The sequence below is a fragment of the Streptomyces sp. PKA51 genome, from assembly GCF_057552455.1.
Map to the genome: position 1 here is coordinate 150,889 of NZ_BAAJPZ010000012.1, position 15,324 is coordinate 166,212.

At 75.9% G+C, this 15,324-nt stretch carries 14 protein-coding genes and 1 riboswitch; of the genes, 2 read left to right on the plus strand and 12 right to left on the minus strand.

Annotated elements, in window-relative coordinates:
• Positions 1–36: 36 nt before the first annotated feature.
• The 3 genes from AC27L3_RS19300 to AC27L3_RS19310 are packed head-to-tail and all read right to left on the minus strand — an operon-like array spanning position 37 to position 2,962.
• Positions 37–714: a response regulator gene (locus AC27L3_RS19300; protein WP_487235278.1), complete on the minus strand. Its 678-nt coding sequence runs from the start codon at positions 712–714 to the stop codon at positions 37–39.
• Positions 711–1,964 carry a sensor histidine kinase gene (locus tag AC27L3_RS19305; protein ID WP_487235279.1) on the minus strand — a complete coding sequence of 418 codons (1,254 nt, stop codon included), beginning with the start codon at positions 1,962–1,964 and terminating at the stop codon, positions 711–713. The genes AC27L3_RS19300 and AC27L3_RS19305 overlap by 4 nt, the downstream gene beginning before the upstream one ends.
• The gene (locus AC27L3_RS19310; protein WP_487235280.1) at positions 1,961–2,962 is read right to left on the minus strand and encodes a hypothetical protein; all 1,002 of its coding nucleotides are present in this window, start codon (positions 2,960–2,962) and stop codon (positions 1,961–1,963) included. Before AC27L3_RS19310 ends, AC27L3_RS19305 begins: the two co-directional genes overlap by 4 nt.
• A 155-nt stretch (positions 2,963–3,117) precedes the next feature.
• Between AC27L3_RS19310 and AC27L3_RS19315 the strand changes: the two genes are divergently transcribed.
• Positions 3,118–4,230, plus strand: coding sequence for an amidohydrolase family protein (locus AC27L3_RS19315; RefSeq protein ID WP_487235350.1), 1,113 nt, complete (start codon positions 3,118–3,120; stop codon positions 4,228–4,230).
• A gap of 203 nt (positions 4,231–4,433) precedes the next feature.
• Positions 4,434–5,324, plus strand: a complete 891-nt coding sequence (locus AC27L3_RS19320) for an SCO1860 family LAETG-anchored protein (RefSeq protein WP_487235351.1) — start codon at positions 4,434–4,436, stop codon at positions 5,322–5,324.
• Positions 5,325–5,334: 10 nt separating this feature from the next.
• Here the strand turns inward: AC27L3_RS19320 and cobC are convergent, their stop codons facing one another.
• From cobC to AC27L3_RS19365, 9 genes are all read right to left on the minus strand, one after another.
• Positions 5,335–6,408 carry an Rv2231c family histidinol phosphate aminotransferase CobC gene (gene cobC, locus AC27L3_RS19325; RefSeq protein WP_487235281.1) on the minus strand — a complete coding sequence of 358 codons (1,074 nt, stop codon included), beginning with the start codon at positions 6,406–6,408 and terminating at the stop codon, positions 5,335–5,337.
• Between the two features lie 11 nt (positions 6,409–6,419).
• Positions 6,420–6,791 carry a cobalamin biosynthesis protein gene (locus tag AC27L3_RS19330; protein ID WP_487235282.1) on the minus strand — a complete coding sequence of 124 codons (372 nt, stop codon included), beginning with the start codon at positions 6,789–6,791 and terminating at the stop codon, positions 6,420–6,422.
• Positions 6,788–8,164 (minus strand): cobyrinic acid a,c-diamide synthase CobB, encoded by a 1,377-nt coding sequence (locus AC27L3_RS19335; protein ID WP_487235283.1) that lies wholly within the window; start codon positions 8,162–8,164, stop codon positions 6,788–6,790. The genes AC27L3_RS19330 and AC27L3_RS19335 overlap by 4 nt, the downstream gene beginning before the upstream one ends.
• On the minus strand, positions 8,158–8,757 hold the full coding sequence (gene cobO / locus AC27L3_RS19340; RefSeq protein ID WP_487235284.1) for a cob(I)yrinic acid a,c-diamide adenosyltransferase: 600 nt from the start codon (positions 8,755–8,757) through the stop codon (positions 8,158–8,160). The genes AC27L3_RS19335 and cobO overlap by 7 nt, the downstream gene beginning before the upstream one ends.
• Entirely contained in the window at positions 8,757–10,859 is a 2,103-nt protein-coding gene (locus AC27L3_RS19345; protein ID WP_487235285.1) for a putative cobaltochelatase, read from the minus strand. Before AC27L3_RS19345 ends, cobO begins: the two co-directional genes overlap by 1 nt.
• A complete protein-coding gene (locus AC27L3_RS19350; RefSeq protein ID WP_487235286.1) occupies positions 10,859–12,382 on the minus strand; it encodes a cobyric acid synthase in 1,524 nt (507 codons plus the stop codon). The genes AC27L3_RS19345 and AC27L3_RS19350 overlap by 1 nt, the downstream gene beginning before the upstream one ends.
• A 29-nt stretch (positions 12,383–12,411) precedes the next feature.
• Complete coding sequence (locus AC27L3_RS19355; protein ID WP_487235287.1) at positions 12,412–13,383, minus strand: cobalamin biosynthesis protein; 972 nt, start codon at positions 13,381–13,383, stop codon at positions 12,412–12,414.
• Positions 13,384–13,441: 58 nt separating this feature from the next.
• A riboswitch (cobalamin riboswitch) is annotated at positions 13,442–13,562 on the minus strand.
• A gap of 180 nt (positions 13,563–13,742) precedes the next feature.
• Positions 13,743–13,967 (minus strand): hypothetical protein, encoded by a 225-nt coding sequence (locus AC27L3_RS19360; RefSeq protein WP_487235288.1) that lies wholly within the window; start codon positions 13,965–13,967, stop codon positions 13,743–13,745.
• Positions 13,968–13,993: 26 nt separating this feature from the next.
• Positions 13,994–15,226, minus strand: a complete 1,233-nt coding sequence (locus AC27L3_RS19365; RefSeq protein ID WP_487235289.1) for an inorganic phosphate transporter — start codon at positions 15,224–15,226, stop codon at positions 13,994–13,996.
• Between the last annotated feature and the right edge of the window lie 98 nt (positions 15,227–15,324).

The window sequence follows — 15,324 nt, forward strand, 5'->3', positions numbered from 1 at the left end:
CGGTTCCATGACCCGGCGGGCGCCTGTGCCGGCGGGTCACCGCTCGCCGGCCGGGGTGACGAAGCCGCTCTCGTAGGCGGCGATGACGGCCTGCGTGCGGTCGCGGACGCCGAGCTTGGCCAGGACGGCCGCCACATGCGTCTTGACCGTGGCGGCGCCCACCCCCAGGCGGTCGGCCATCTCGGCGTTGGTCATGCCGGTCGTCATCAGGCGCAGCACGTCCGCCTCCCGCTCCGAGAGCCTTTCGCGCAGGGCGGCCGCGCGCGCCTGCCGGGCGCCGCGCCCGGCGTGGGCGGCGGCCAGGTCTCGTACGGCGGCGGGGAACAGCAGCGAGTCGCCGTGCGCCACCAGGTGCAGGGCGCGTACGAGTTCGTCCGCGCCCGCGCGCTTGAGCAGGAAGCCGGTGGCGCCGGCGCGCAGCGCGTCGTAGACGTAGGAGTCGTTCTCGAACGTCGTGAGCACCACCACCCGCGGCGGGGCCTCCATGCCCGAGAGGATCAGTTCCGTGGCGCGGATGCCGTCGACCTGCGGCATCCGTACGTCCATGAGCACGACGTCGGGGCGCACCTCGCGGGCGAGGGAGACCGCCTCGGCGCCCGTCGTGGCCTCGCCGACGACCTCCAGCCCCGGCTCGGCCCCCAGGACGGCCCGCAGGGCGGTACGCACCAGGCGCTCGTCGTCCGCCAGCAGGATGCGCACCGGGCGCGCGTTCACCGGGCGTCCCCGCGCAGCGGCAGCCGCACCGCCAGCCGCCAGCCGTCCCCGTCCGCGCCCCACGAGGCGCTGCCGCGCAGCAGCCGGGCGCGCTCGGCGATGCCGGGCAGGCCCCGGCCGCCGCCGCGGCGCCGGGAGGAGCCCGGCCCCAGCGGATTGTCCATGGTGACCTCCACGTGGTCGTCGTCGGTGGTGATCAGCAGCCGTACGGGCACCGGGCCCGCGTGCCGCAGGGCGTTGGCGAGCCCCTCCTGCACGATGCGGTACGCCTCGCGGGAGACGTGCGGGGGCACCGCCCCCAGCCCGGCGGGCAGGGTCGCCTCCACCGTGCCGCCGGCGGCACGGGTGCGCTCCAGCAGGCCGTCGAGGTCCGTCAGGCAGGGGGCGGGGGAGTGCTGCGCGGCGCCGTCCTCGCGCAGCAGGCCGAGGACGGTGTCGAGTTCGCCGACGGCCGCGCGGGTGGTCTCCTCGATCGCCTCCAGCGCCTGGCGGACGAACACGGGGTCGCTCTCCAGCAGCCGGCGCGCGGCGCCGGCCTGCAGCGTCACGGCGCTGAGCGCGTGCCCGACCGAGTCGTGCAACTCCCGCGCCAGCCGGTTGCGCAGGGCCAGTTCGCGGGCGCGCCGCTCGCTGGCGGCCAGCCGTTCGGCGGCGGTCGGGCCCAGCAGGACGGGTGCGCAGCGGGCCAGCAGCCCACCGACCGCCCACGAGGTGACGACGATCAGCGCCAGCAGCGCGGCCCCGGCCAGGGGCGCCAGCGCCGCGCCCGGCCCGTCGAAGACCTGGAGCCACGCCACGTCGTGCGTCCGCCAGGGCCGGCCGAGGACCGGCAGTGCGAGCAGCACCAGGGCGGCCGGCGGTGCGGCCAGCGACATGCCGCTGACCAGGCCTCCGGCCAGCAGGTGCAGCGCGTACCACAGTGCCGTGCGCCCCCGCGCCGCCCAGGTGCGGGCCGGGCCGCCGGCCGGCCCGTCCGCCGGCAGCACGAGCAGCGCCCGCGCGGCACCGCTCTCCAGCGGCCGTGCGAGCGGGTGCAGGGCGGTGACGGCGGCCGGTGGCAGGGCGAGCAGGAGCGCCCCGAACTGCCAGCGGACGCTGGGGTTCATGAACACGTTGGTCGTCGGCAGGAACACCGACAGCACGGTGTTGGTCAGCAGGTAGTACGGCATGAGCAGGGCGCCGCCCAGCAGCAGGTGCACCCAGCGCAGCCGGGCACGGCGCCCCAGGAGGCCCGTCAGGGCGACCCTCACCGCGTACGGGCCGGGGCCGCTGCCGCCCGCCGGGTGAAGTAGCGGGCGCCGGCGGCCAGCACCAGAAGTCCGATGATCACTTGGACAGCGTAGGTGACGAGCATCAGCGGGGTGGCCGCCCGGTCGTGCCGGTCCGGGGAGGTCAGCGCCGCGACGATCAGCCAGCCGCCCCAGCAGCTGAGCGCCGCCGAGGGAACGGCCGTGCACAGCAGCGCCGTCCGCAGCCCCCAGCCGCCGCCACGGCGCCGCAGGAACTGCACCAGCCCGGCCGCGGCGGCCGCGGCGGCGAGCACGAAGGCGGCATCCAGGACGGCGGCTTCGGCATGGCGGCCGGCGGCGATCCGCGCGGGCAGCCCGATCGTCGACCCGGTCGCCCACACCAGGTGCACCCCCAGCGGCAGCGGGGCCAGCGCCAGCGCCGCCAGCGCCGGCAGCCGCTCGCCACGGCCCCGGGCGCGACGGCCCGCCTCCCCCGTGCGCCCGCGCCACAGGTGGCCCCAGCGGTCGCGGGCGTACAGCGCGAACAGGGCGCCCAGGCACAGCCCCTGGACGATGAAGCCGCCGTAGACCACGCGGAAGACCCAGTCGGCGAGGAACGGTTCGGCCGCCTTCGCCGGCGTCGCGCCGTGCCCGGCACCGACGGCGCGCAGCACCTGCTGCGCGGGGAAACCCACCATGATCGGCGTCAGCAGCCCGGCCGCCCCGTACATCGGCAGCACGAGCAGCCACGCCGGGACCCGCCTGCCCCAGGGCCGCGTCAGCAGGAGGGCGAGCACGATCACGCACAGGTCCATCGCGACGGTGGCCGCGTTGATCGCCTTCAGCATCACGTCGTCGGTCAGCAGCGGACTGCCGTCGGGGATCCCGGCCCGGCTGCCGCACAACCAGGCGATCTTGAGCGTCAGGTAGGGCGCACAGGCCAGGACGGCGACGGCCCGCAGCAGACGGCGGGCGGTGGCGGGGGCGCTGGGCCGGGACGGGGCGAGGACGTGCGTCATGCCATCAAGGCTTCCGCGCCGCCGCGGCCGGCGCCTCGGCCCACACGGCGGACCTCCTCCGCCGCGCGGCGGAGCCGCCCTCCTCCCGGCGAACGGGCGGGCCGGGGGGTGGCGCCCGGGGGCGCAACGGCTCGTACAGTGCGTGCATGGCCTCCATGAACGACAGCGCGGCAGCGGCACCGGTGCTGCACATCAAGGGACGGATATTGACCGGTCCGGACCCCCTGAGCGGGGTGCGCGACGAGATGTGGGTGGTCGGCGGGCGGATCACCTACGACCGGCCGGCCGGCGCGCACGACGTCACCACCCTCCGCGGCTGGGCGCTGCCCGGACTCGTCGACGCCCACTGCCACGTCGGGCTCGACGCCCATGGCGCCGTCGACGACTCGACCACGGAGAAGCAGGCCCTGACCGAACGGCACGCCGGAGCCCTGCTGCTGCGCGACGCCGGCACGCCCGCCGACACCCGCTGGATCGACGACCGCGAGGACCTGCCGCGCATCATCCGTGCCGGCCGCCACATCGCCCGCACCAAGCGCTACATCCGCAACTACGCCCACGAGATCGAGCCCGAGGACCTCGTCGCGTACGTGGCGCGCGAGGCCCGCCGGGGCGACGGCTGGGTCAAGCTCGTGGGCGACTGGATCGACCGCGAGACCGGCGACCTCGCCGCCTGCTGGCCCCGCGGCGCCGTCGAGGCCGCGATCGCCGAGGCGCACCGCCTCGGCGCGCGCGTCACCGCGCACTGCTTCGCCGAGGAGACCCTCGCCCCGCTGGTCGAGGCGGGCATCGACTGCATCGAGCACGCCACCGGACTGACCGAGGAGACCATCCCGCTCTTCGCCGAACGGGGCGTGGCCATCGTGCCGACACTCGTCAACATCGCCACCTTCCCGCGGCTCGCGGACGGCGGCGAGAAGAAGTTCCCGCAGTGGGCCGACCACATGCGCCGCCTGCACGCCCGCCGCTACGAGACCGTCGGCGCCGCCCACGACGCCGGCATCCCCGTCTACGTCGGCACCGACGCGGGCGGCGCACTGCCGCACGGCCTGGTCGCCCAGGAGGTCGGCGAGCTCGTCAAGGCCGGCATCCCGCCCCTGGAGGCGCTGTCCGCCGCCTCGTGGGGAGCACGCGCATGGCTCGGCCGGCCGGGCCTGGAGGAGGGCGCCCCGGCCGACCTGGTGCTCTACGACGCCGACCCCCGCGCGGACGTACGGGTGCTGGGCGCCCCGCAGCGGGTGATACTGCGGGGCCGCGTGGTGCTCTAGCTGGTTCCAGTGGGGCACCGTCAAGTCAAACCCACCCTTTGGAGTGAACCGGCTCCGGATTGACGTGGGTTCACCCTCACGGCACCCACCATGGCGGGGTCGATGCCGTCGGCGCGCGATGTCCCCCATTGGCGCGCCGGCGGCTCCTTGTCTCCCGTGGGGGTTCCACACACGTGTCCAGCACCACCAGCCCGTCCTTCGGCATGCCCGCACGCCGTCCGGCGGCCCTCCTCGCGCTCGTCCTCGGCGCGCTGACCCTCGGCGCCGCACCCGCGCAGGCCGCCGATGCGACCGGCACGGCAGGCACCGCCGAAGCCACCGTCCTGCGCACCGGCCTCGACGTCTCCGTGCTCGGCCGGGCCGCGCACGTACCCGTCGACGCCGTGCTCAACGACGTCCGCGCGCCCGGCGACGCCAAGAGGACCACGCTCGACATCGGTCTCGACGGCATCGAGGAGGGCCGCCCCGTCGGCATCCTGCGCGCCGACGCCGCCACCGCCCACGCCACCGCCGACCGCACGGCGGCCAAGGCCCGCGCCGAAGTCGCCGGCGCCGTCGTCCGCCTGCCCGGCCTGCCGGTCCGCCCCCTGCTGCAGGCCCGGCAGATCACCGCGGAAGCCGTGTGCGAGAGCGGCCGCACCCCCACCGCGAACGCCCATGTGCCCGGCAGCGTCTCGGTGCTCGGCAAGAAAGTCACCCTCACCGCGAACGGACCGACCGACGTCACCGCCCCGGGAGTCGGCCACGTGCGGCTGACGCTCTCGCAGAGCACCACGACGACACGCACGGCCGCGGCCACGGCACTCGACCTGGACGTCGCCGTCGACCCGCTGACCCTGGGCGTGGCCAAGGTGACCGGCAAGGTGACGCTGGCGCGGGCCACGTGCCGCACGCCGCAGGCACAGACCCCGGACGTCAAGCCGCAGACGGCGGCCACGCGGGCGGCCGCCACACAGGCTGCCGCCGCGCCGGTGGGCAAGAACCTCGCCGAGACGGGAGGCAGTTCGACGACGCCGTACCTGCTGGGCGGGGCGGGACTGCTGGTCGTGGCGGGCGGCGCGGCACTGATCGCGGCGCGCCGCCGCAGGGGGTAGGCAGAGTCCCTTATGGGGTGCTGCCCGACAGGGCCTGCTTGAGGGCCTCGATGAAGCGGTCCGTCGTTTCGCGGTCGCGGACCGCCAGGCGCACGTACTCCGGGCCCAGGCCCGGGAACGTGTCGCCCCGGCGCACCGCGAAGCCCAGGGCGCGCAGGCGCAGGCGTACCGCCGCCGCGTTCGGCAGGCGGATCAGGACGAACGGGGCCGTCGCCGGGCCGACCGCCGCCACCTCGGCGAACTCCGCGAGCCGGGCCAGCAGGTGCGTCCGGTCGGCGGCGGTCTCCTGCGCCGCCCGCTCGGCCTCCGCCAGCGCGAGGGCCTTGCTGCACGCCTCGGCGGCGGCCAGCGCCGGCGTCGACACCGGCCACAGCGGCTGGGCCCGCTCCAGGGCGGCCACCGTGTCCGGGGCGGCCAGGACGTAGCCGATGCGCAGCCCCGCCAGGCCCCACGTCTTGGTGAGGCTGCGCAGGACGACCAGGCCCGGCAGGTCCGTACGGGAGGCCAGCGATTCCCGCTCGCCCGGCACCGCGTCCATGAACGCCTCGTCCACCACCAGCGTCCGGCCCGGGCGGGCCAGCCGGGCCAGGTCACGGGCCGGATGCAGCACGGAGGTGGGGTTGGTGGGGTTGCCGACGACCACCAGGTCCGCGTCGGCCGGCACCGCCCGCGGATCGAGCCGGAAGCCGCCCGCGGCGTCCAGCACCACGCGCTCCACCGCGTGCCCCGCGTCCCGCAGCGCCGACTCCGGTTCCGTGAACTGCGGATGGACCACCACCGCCCGCCGCACCCGCAGCGCGCGGGCCAGCAGCACGAACGCCTCCGCCGCACCGGCCGTCAGCAGCACCCGCTCCTCCGGCAGCCCGTGCCGCACGGCCACCGCGCGCCGTGCCGCCCGGCCGTCCGGGTACGCGGCGAGCGTGCCCAGGGAGTCGGCTATCCGCTCCCGCAACCACTGCGGGGGTGTGCCGGCGCGCACATTGACCGCCAGATCGGTCAACTGCGCGCCCAGGCCGCGCACTTCGGCGTCCCCGTGGTGGCGCAGGTCGAGGTCGGGAGCTGTTTCAGGGGATATGCGGTGCACGAGCGGATACGTTACCGGCGGGCGACGGCACAGGTCGCACGCGGTGACGTCCGCTTGCCGACGAGGAGGACGGCCCCCTCGCCGGCGGCCGCGAGCGCCGCCGCCTCCGCCACCCCCGGGACGCCCACGGCGGCCAGCGCCGCCGGCGACGGCCGGCCCGGGCCCGGGCGGGCGGCCAGCGCGGCCGCCGGGTACGCGAGCAGCGGCACGCCGAGGCGCCGTGCGGCGGCCACGACGCCGGGCTCGTCCGCCTTGGCGTCGACGGTGGCCAGGGCGACGACCGCCGTCGCCCCGGCGGCCTCGCGGAGGGTGCGCGCGATCAGCGCCAGCACCTCGTCGGCGCTCACGCCGCGGCGGGCGCCGACACCGACGTACACGCTCACGCCCGCGCGGCCGCCGCCGCGACGAGGCGGGCCGCCGCGCCGGGGGCCCCCGCCCAGTGCACGTGCAGGTACGAGGCGTGCACGGAGCCCCCGTGGACGAAGCCCTCGACCTGACGGCGCGGGTGCGTGAACCCCCACGCCGGGGTCGCGCCGGCGGCCGGCTCGATCACCGTGCGGTGGAACTCGTGCCCGCGCACGCGGGTGCCGGCGGCGGCGAGCGGACTGTCGGCCACGGCGACGGCCTCGCGATAGCCGAGCGTCAGCCGCTCGGACATGCGCGCGTCGGCGGGCAGCACGCCGCACATGGGCCTGCCGTCCAGGGAACGGGCGAGATAGAGCAGGCCCGCGCACTCGGCGGCGATCGGACCGCCGACCGCGGCGAAATCGGCGACCGCCTTGCGCAGGGGCTCGTTGGCCGAGAGCTCGGGGGCGTAAACCTCGGGGAATCCGCCACCGATGACGAGGGCTCGCGTGCCGTCGGGGAGCGACTCGTCGCGGAGGGGGTCGAAGGCGACGACCTCCGCCCCGGCGGCGGTGAGCAGCTCGGTGTGCTCGGTGTACGAGAACGTGAACGCGGCACCGCCGGCGACGGCCACGACCGGCCCGGCACGATTCGGCCCGTCCGGCGCTTGGGGAAGAAGCCCGCCGCGGGCGCTCCACGCCTCCTCCGCGAGCGGCGGCGCGCTGCGCGCCAGGGCCAGCAGGGCCTCCAGGTCGCAGCCCTGGCGCACCCTCGCCGCGAATTCCGCCACCGCGTCCACCGCATCGGCGTGCCGTTCCGCCACCGGCACCAGCCCCAGGTGGCGGGACGGCGTGTGGACCTGCCCGGCGCGCCGGACGGCGCCCAGCACCGGTACTCCGGCGCCGCCCAGTGCCTCGCGCAGCAGGTCCTCGTGGCGGTCGGAGGCGACCTTGTTGAGGATGACGCCCGCGACCCGTACCTCCGGGTCCCAGGAGGCGAAGCCGTGCACGAGGGCCGCCACCGAACGCGACTGCGAGGACGCGTCGACGACGAGCACCACGGGGGCGCGCAGCAGCTTGGCCACGTGGGCGGTGGAGGCCAGTTCGCCCTGGCCGGCGGCGCCGTCGAACAGGCCCATCACGCCCTCGACGACGGCGACGTCGCAGCCCGCGGCTCCGTGCAGGAACAGCGGGGCGATGCGCTCCGGCCCGCACAGGTACGCGTCGAGGTTGCGGCCGGGGCGGCCGGTGGCGAGCGCGTGGTAGCCGGGGTCGATGTAGTCCGGGCCGACCTTGTGCGGGGAGACGGCCAGGCCCGCGTCGGCGAAGGCCCGCATCAGCCCGGTGGCGACGGTGGTCTTGCCGCTGCCGGAGGCCGGGGCGGCGACGACCAGGCGGGGGACGGTCACCACTCGATGCCCCGCTGGCCCTTCTGGCCGGCGTCCATGGGGTGCTTGACCTTGGTCATGTCGGTGACCAGGTCGGCGGCGTCCAGGAGCTGCTGCGGCGCGTTGCGGCCGGTGATGACGACGTGCTGGGTGCCGGGCCGGTCGCGCAGGACCTCGACGACCTCGTTCACGTCCACCCAGCCCCAGTGCAGGGGGTAGGCGAACTCGTCCAGCACGTACAGCTTGTACTTCTCCGCCGCCAGGTCGCGCTTGAGCTGCTCCCAGCCTTCCTTGGCCTTCTCCTCGTTGCTCAGCTCGCTGTCGCGCTGGATCCACGACCAGCCCTCGCCCATCTTGTGCCAGTCGACCGTGCCGCCCTCGCCGGAGGCGCCGAGCACGCGCAGCGCGTTCTCCTCGCCGACCTTCCACTTGGCGGACTTCACGAACTGGAAAACCCCGATCGGCCAGCCCTGGTTCCAGGCCCGCAGGGCCAGCCCGAAGGCGGCCGTCGACTTGCCCTTGCCGGTGCCGGTGTGGACGAGGAGCAGCGGGCGGTTGCGGCGCTGGCGGGTGGTGAGCCCGTCGTCGGGAACGACGGTCGGCTGTCCCTTGGGCATCAGGCGGCCCTCCTGGTGTGGGTGTCGCGGACGGTGCGGACGAGCGCGGAGACGGTGTCCGCGCGCAGGTCGTCGAGGGTGACGACCGGGCCGCCCAGGGCCCGGCCGAGGTCGCCGGCGAGCCCCAGGCGCACCGGCCCGGCCTCGCAGTCCACGACCACCGAGGCCGTGCCCGCGGCGGCCAGCAGGCCGGCCGCGCGCCGGGCGCGCTGCACGGGCTCGGGACCGCCGGTGGCCCGGCCGTCGGTGACCACGACCACCAGGGGGCGGCGCGAGGGGTCGCGCAGGCGCTCCACCCGCAGCACCTCGTGGGCCTGCAGCAGACCTGCGGCCAGCGGGGTGCGGCCGCCGGTGGGCAGCTGCTGCAGCCGGGCGGCGCCCGCCTCGACCGACGAGGTCGGCGGCAGCGCGAGCTCCGCCGCCCCGCCCCGGAAGGTGATCATGCCGACCTTGTCGCGGCGCTGGTAGGCGTCCATGAGCAGCGACAGGACGGCGCCCTTGACGGCGCTCATCCGCTTGCGCGCGGCCATGGAGCCGGAGGCGTCGACGACGAACAGCACGAGGTTGCCCTCCCGGCCCTCGCGCACCGCCTCGCGCAGATCGTCGCGGCGCACCACGAGCCCCCGCCCGGTGCGCCCGCGCGCCCGCTGGTGCGGGGCGGCGGCCTGCACGGTGGCGGCCAGGTGCAGGGCGGACAGCACGCGCCCGCGGGGGCGGCGCGCTCCGGTCGTACGCCCGTGCGCGGTCAGGGCGCGCGAGCGGCGCCCGTCGGCGCCCTCGCCGAGGCCGGGCACCGAGAACCGGCGGGTGCGGAAGGGGTCGGCGGCGGCCACGGCCGGGGCCTCGGCGGCCTCGCCGCCGCCGGCCGCCGGCGCGTCCTGCGGTCCGCCGTCCGGCGCCCGCTCCTCCCGCTGGGGCGGTACGTCCGGGGCGAGGGGGCCGTCGTTCCCGCCGTCGGGACCGCCGTCGTTCCCGCCACCGGGGCCGTCGTCCGGGCCACCGCTCGGCCCGTCGTCCGGCCCCTCGGGTCCCTCGGGCCCCTCCGGGCCGGGGTCCGGCTCGGGATCGGGCTCCGGCTCGGGGTCCTCGTCCTCGAACTGCGCGAGGATCTCGTCCAGTTTGGCCTCGTCCAGGCCCGGCGCGTCGAACGGCGCGCGCCGCCGCCGGTGGGGGAGCGCGAGCAGGGCCGCCTGCCGCACGTCCTCCGTCAGCACCCGGGTGCGCCCCGCCCACGCGGCCAGGGCCGTGGCCGTCCGCGCGGTGACGATGTCCGCGCGCATGCCGTCCACCTCGAAGCCGGCGCACACCGCCGCGATCCGGCGCAGCGCGCCGTCCCCGAGCCGGACGCCGGGCAGCAGCGCCCGGGCCGCGGCGAGGCGGGCGCGCAGCGCCTCCTCCTCGGCGGCCCACCGCCCGGCGAAACCGGCCGGGTCCTCGTCGAAGGCCAGGCGCCGGCGCACGACCTCGACCCGCTCCTCGGTCTCGCGCGAGGCCGCGACCTCGACGGTCAGCCCGAAGCGGTCCAGGAGCTGCGGGCGCAGCTCGCCCTCCTCGGGGTTCATGGTGCCCACGAGCAGGAAGCGGGAGGCGTGACGGACGGAGACGCCCTCGCGCTCGACGGAGGAGACACCGGTGGCCGCCGCATCCAGCAAGCTGTCCACGAGGTGGTCGCCCAGCAGGTTGACCTCGTCGACGTAGAGCACGCCCCGGTGGGCCGCGGCCAGCAGACCGGGCTCGAACGCCTTGACGCCCTCGCCCAGGGCCCGCTCGATGTCGAGCGAGCCGACGAGCCGGTCCTCGGAGGCGCCGACGGGCAGCTCGACCATCCGCGCGGGGCGCACGGCACGGTCGGCGCCCGCGTGCGGCCCGTCCGGGCAGTGCGGGTCCGGCGCCGCCGGGTCGCACGAGAACCGGCAGTCCGCGACGGTCTCCACCTCGGGCAGCAGCGCCGCGAGCGCCCTGACGGTGGTGGTCTTCGCGGTGCCCTTCTCGCCGCGCACCAGGACACCGCCGATCGACGGCGAGATCGCGTTGAGCAGCAGACCCAGGCGCATGTCGGCCATGCCGACGACGGCGGTGAAGGGGTAGACGGACGAGGACATCAGCGGTTACCTCCCTGGTGGGGACGGGTCAGGGGCGGCGCCCCGGGCGGTATGAACGGCACTGCGGCCGGCACCCCGTCCTCGATGAGGCGCAGCAGCGCGTCCGTGTCCGCGTGTTCCTCGATCAGATCGCCGAGCCGGTCGAGCTGTTCCTCGCGCAGCGCGGCGAAGGACGTGCCGGGCGCGGGGACGAACGCCCGTCCGGCCGCCTTCGCGACCTCGCGCAGGAACGCCCGGCGGAAGCCGTCGCTCTCCAGCGAGCCGTGCCAGTGCGTGCCCCACACCGCGCCCACCCGGCAGCCGTCGAGGAACGCTTCGTCCCCGCCGCGTACGTCCGCCACGCCGTGGTGGATCTCGTACCCCTCCACGGGCTCGCCCAGGGCCGTGCCGACCGGCCGGGCCAGGGTCTTCTCCACCGCGAACCGCACGTGCACCGGCAGCAGGCCCAGCCCCTCGACCGTGCCCGCCCGCGACTCGACCTCGTCGTCGATGCGCTCGCCCAGCAGCTGGAAGCCGCCGCAGATGCCCAGGACGGGACGGCCCTGCGCCGCCCGCCGGACGAGGGCGTCGGCGAGCCCGCGCGTGCGCAGCCACTCCAGCGCCCGTACGGTGCCGCGCGTGCCCGGGACGACGACCAGGTCCGCGTCGGCGAGCTCCTCGGGGCGGTCCACGAACCGCACGACGACGCCCGGTTCGGCCGCCAGCGCGTCCACGTCGGTGAAGTTCGACATCAGCGGTACCGCGCACACGGCGACCCGCAGGATGTCCGCGCCGTGCGGCGGGGCGACGACGGACTCGCGGACCGTGCCGCGCAGGGAGACCCGCAGGCCGTCCTCCTCGTCGATGCCCAGGCCGTGGGCGAAGGGCAGCACGCCGAACGTCGCCCGGCCCGTCAGGTCGCGCAGCATCTCCAGGCCCGGCTCCAGCAGCGTCACATCGCCCCGGAACTTGTTGACCACGTAGCCCGCTATCAGCTCCTGGTCCTCGGGCGAGAGCAGCGCCGTCGTCCCGAAGAAGGACGCGAAGACACCGCCGCGGTCGATGTCGCCGACCACGACGACGGGCAGGCGCGCGGCCCGGGCCAGACCCATGTTGACGATGTCGGAACGGCGCAGGTTGATCTCCGCCGGACTGCCGGCGCCCTCGCAGATCACCGCGTCGTGCGTACGCCGCAGCTCGGCCAGGCACTCCGTCACCGTGGCGAACAGCTGCTCCTGGCGCCCCTGGTGGTAACCGCGGGCGCTCAGCTCGCCCACCGGCCTGCCCATCAGCACGACCTGGCTGCTGCGGTCGCTGCCGGGCTTGAGCAGCACCGGGTTCATCAGCGCACTCGGCTCGACGCGCGCCGCGGCCGCCTGCATGGCCTGCGCCCGCCCTATCTCCGCGCCCTCGCGCGTCACGAACGAATTGAGCGACATGTTCTGCGCCTTGAACGGCGCGACCTTGACGCCCTTGCGGGACAACCAGCGGCAGATGCCCGCCGTCACCACGCTCTTGCCCGCGTCCGAGGTGGTCCCGGCCACCAGCAGGCTCCCGCCCCGCGGTTGCGATGTCACCGGTTCCTCGCTTTCCCAGTCCTCGTCGTCCCGGCCCTCAGAAGGCTGCCCACTGCCCGGCCCCCGACCGCACAGCCCAGCGCCAGCAGCGACACCCGGCGCGAGAGGCGCACCGCGCGCTCGATGTCTCCGGTGCGCACGGCGCGCAGCTCCGCGCCCAGGACGGGCCGGTGCTCGATGCGGCCGCCGTACGCCAGCGTCCCGCCCAGACGTACCCCCAGCGCCCCCGCGAACGCCGCCTCGACCGGGCCGGCGTTGGGGCTCGGGTGACGGTGCGCGTCCCGCCGCGCCACCCGCGCGGCACCGCGCGGATCCGGCGCGGCCAGCACCGCCAGGGCCGCGGTCAGCCGCGCACCGGGCCAGCCGACGACGTCGTCCAACCGGGCCGACGCCCAGCCGAAGCGGCGGTGGCGCGGCGACTTGTGACCGACCATCGCGTCCAGCGTGTTCACCGCGCGGAAGCCCACCAGGCCCGGTACGCCCGCGAGCGCGCCCCACACCAGGGCGCCGACGACGGCGTCCGAGGTGTTCTCGGCCACCGACTCCACCACGGCCCGGGCGATCTGCTGGGCGTCCAGCGACGACGGGTCACGGCCGCACAGATGCGGCAACCGCTCCCGGGCCACCTCCAGATCACCGGCGGCCAGCGCCCCGCCGATCGCCCGGGCCTCCCGGGCCAGCGACGTCCCGCCGATCACCGCCCAGGTGACGGCCGCCGTCAGGGCGACGTCCGCGCCCCGCCGGCCGCGCACGGCGCGGGCCAGCAGTGCGGCGCCCGCCACGGTGGTACCGGTGCACACGGCGGCGTACAGCGCACCGCGTCCGCGGTCGTCGCGCCACCAGCGCTGCTCCAGGGCGTGGGCAGCACGCCCGAACGCGGCAACAGGGTGCCCCCTGCGGGGGTCACCGACAACCAGGTCGCCCAGGAATCCGAGGGCGGCGCCGCAGGCGAAACCGCGACAGGGCATGGCCGATGCGTGTCCTCACTCAGGGTCCTCGCCCTGGCTCGACGTGACCGGCGACCAGAGTCTCCTGGCTCCCGGATCCGCATCGCCCCCGGCCTTCCGGCTCGCGCCGTGGCCCTATGGGTGGGGGGACACTCCCCGGTGACAGTGGCGGGACCGCGCCGGATTCGCACCGGCTTCCTCTGCTGTCGCCGTTTGGCCCGGGCAGTCCACCATGGGCCCGGAAGGCCCGTCAACTCGCCTTCCGGGGCTCCGCCCCGGACCCCCCGGGAAACGGGGAAATGGGGGCACCTCCCAGCGGTAGCTGGGGGAGGGACCGGGGCAACAACCCCCGTCCCGCCCTCCGCGGAAGCGGCGTCGTGTCAGGCCACGATCAGCGAGATGCCGTATCCCACGGCCGCGGCGCACAGCGCGAAGCACGCGTACGCGCCCGTGCGCGCCAGCGCGCCCGAGGCCGCCGTGCCGCCGGTGGCGTCCGCCTTGCGCGACGTGCCGACGATGCCGAGCGTGAACAGGCCCACGAGGCCGACGGTCACCACGAGGCTGACCCCGAAGACCTCGGCGAAAGCTGCCCAGTCGATGTGCATGGTGTCTCTTCCTCCGTGCCCGGCGCTCAGCCGGTCGTCGCGGGGGTGGGGGCGGGGGCGGCGGTGGGGCCGGCCGGCGGCGGGGCGACGGCCTGGAGGGCCGCGGTGACCACGCCGACGGGCTCGGCGGCGGGGGCGGCGATGCCCTGCGGCTCGTTGAGGTCGTTGACGTTGTCGTGGGTGACCGGCTTGCGGCGCGAGGCGGCCCAGATGCCGCCGCAGACGGCGAGGCCGAGGACGGCGACGGCGGTGACGCCCCAGGTGCCCTGGTCGGCCAGGAGGGCCGCGCCGGCGGCGACGAGGCCGGCGGCCGGCAGGGTCAGGCCCCAGGCCGCGACCATGCGGCCGGCGGTCGACCAGCGCACGACGCCGCCCTTGCGGCCGAGGCCGGCGCCCATGATCGAGCCGGAGCAGACCTGGGTGGTGGAGAGGGCGAAGCCGATGTGGGAGGAGGCGAGGATCACCGTGGCGGCGCCGGTCTGGGCGGCGAAGCCCTGCGCGGGCTTGATGTCGGTGAGGCCCTTGCCGAGCGTCTGGATGATGCGCCAGCCGCCGAGGTACGTGCCGAGTGCGATGGCCAGGCCCGCGGAGACGATGACCCACATCGGCGGGTCGGAGTGCGGGGCGACGACGCCGCCGGCGACCAGGGTGAGGGTGATGACGCCCATGGTCTTCTGGGCGTCGTTGGTGCCGTGGGCGAGGGAGACCAGGGCGGCCGAGGCGATCTGGCCGGCGCGGTAGCCCTTCGCGGTGTCGCGCTCGTCGCGGCCCTTGGCCAGGCGGTAGGTCAGGCGGGTGGCGACGGTGGCGGCGATGCCGGCCACGATCGGTGCGGCGACCGCGGGGATGAGCACCTTCATGACGACCTTGTCGGCGTTGACCGCGTGGAAGCCGACGGAGGCGACGGTGGCACCGATGAGGCCGCCGAAGAGGGCGTGCGAGGAGCTGGAGGGCAGGCCGGCCAGCCAGGTGAGCAGGTTCCAGACGATGGCGCCGACGAGGCCGGCGAAGATCACTTCGGGCCGGATGCCGGCGCTCTCATCGATGATGCCCCCGGAGATCGTCTTGGCGACCTCGACGGACAGGAACGCACCGACGAGATTGAGGACGGCCGACATGGCGACCGCGGTCTTGGGCTTGAGCGCTCCGGTGGAGATGGTGGTGGCCATGGCGTTGGCCGTGTCGTGGAAGCCGTTCGTAAAGTCGAACACCAAGGCCGTGACGATCACGATCCCGATGAGAAGCGTGATGTGTTCCATTCACCCAGGCAATCAGTTCGATGGTCAGTACGCGGCGACCGTAGGGACTCAGGGTGAACGGAAGGTGAACGGGGTCGCGAGCGCCGGCGAAGGCGTCC

Excerpts from the sequence above, each read along its gene's own strand:
- AC27L3_RS19360 (WP_487235288.1), bottom strand. The coding sequence starts at position 13,967 with ATGCACATCGACTGGGCAGCTTTCGCCGAGGTCTTCGGGGTCAGCCTC.
- AC27L3_RS19365 (WP_487235289.1), bottom strand. The coding sequence starts at position 15,226 with ATGGAACACATCACGCTTCTCATCGGGATCGTGATCGTCACGGCCTTG.
- AC27L3_RS19320 (WP_487235351.1), top strand. The coding sequence starts at position 4,434 with ATGCCCGCACGCCGTCCGGCGGCCCTCCTCGCGCTCGTCCTCGGCGCG.
- cobO (WP_487235284.1), bottom strand. The coding sequence starts at position 8,757 with ATGCCCAAGGGACAGCCGACCGTCGTTCCCGACGACGGGCTCACCACC.
- AC27L3_RS19315 (WP_487235350.1), top strand. The coding sequence starts at position 3,118 with ATGAACGACAGCGCGGCAGCGGCACCGGTGCTGCACATCAAGGGACGG.
- AC27L3_RS19310 (WP_487235280.1), bottom strand. The coding sequence starts at position 2,962 with ATGACGCACGTCCTCGCCCCGTCCCGGCCCAGCGCCCCCGCCACCGCC.
- AC27L3_RS19355 (WP_487235287.1), bottom strand. The coding sequence starts at position 13,383 with ATGCCCTGTCGCGGTTTCGCCTGCGGCGCCGCCCTCGGATTCCTGGGC.
- AC27L3_RS19345 (WP_487235285.1), bottom strand. The coding sequence starts at position 10,859 with ATGTCCTCGTCCGTCTACCCCTTCACCGCCGTCGTCGGCATGGCCGAC.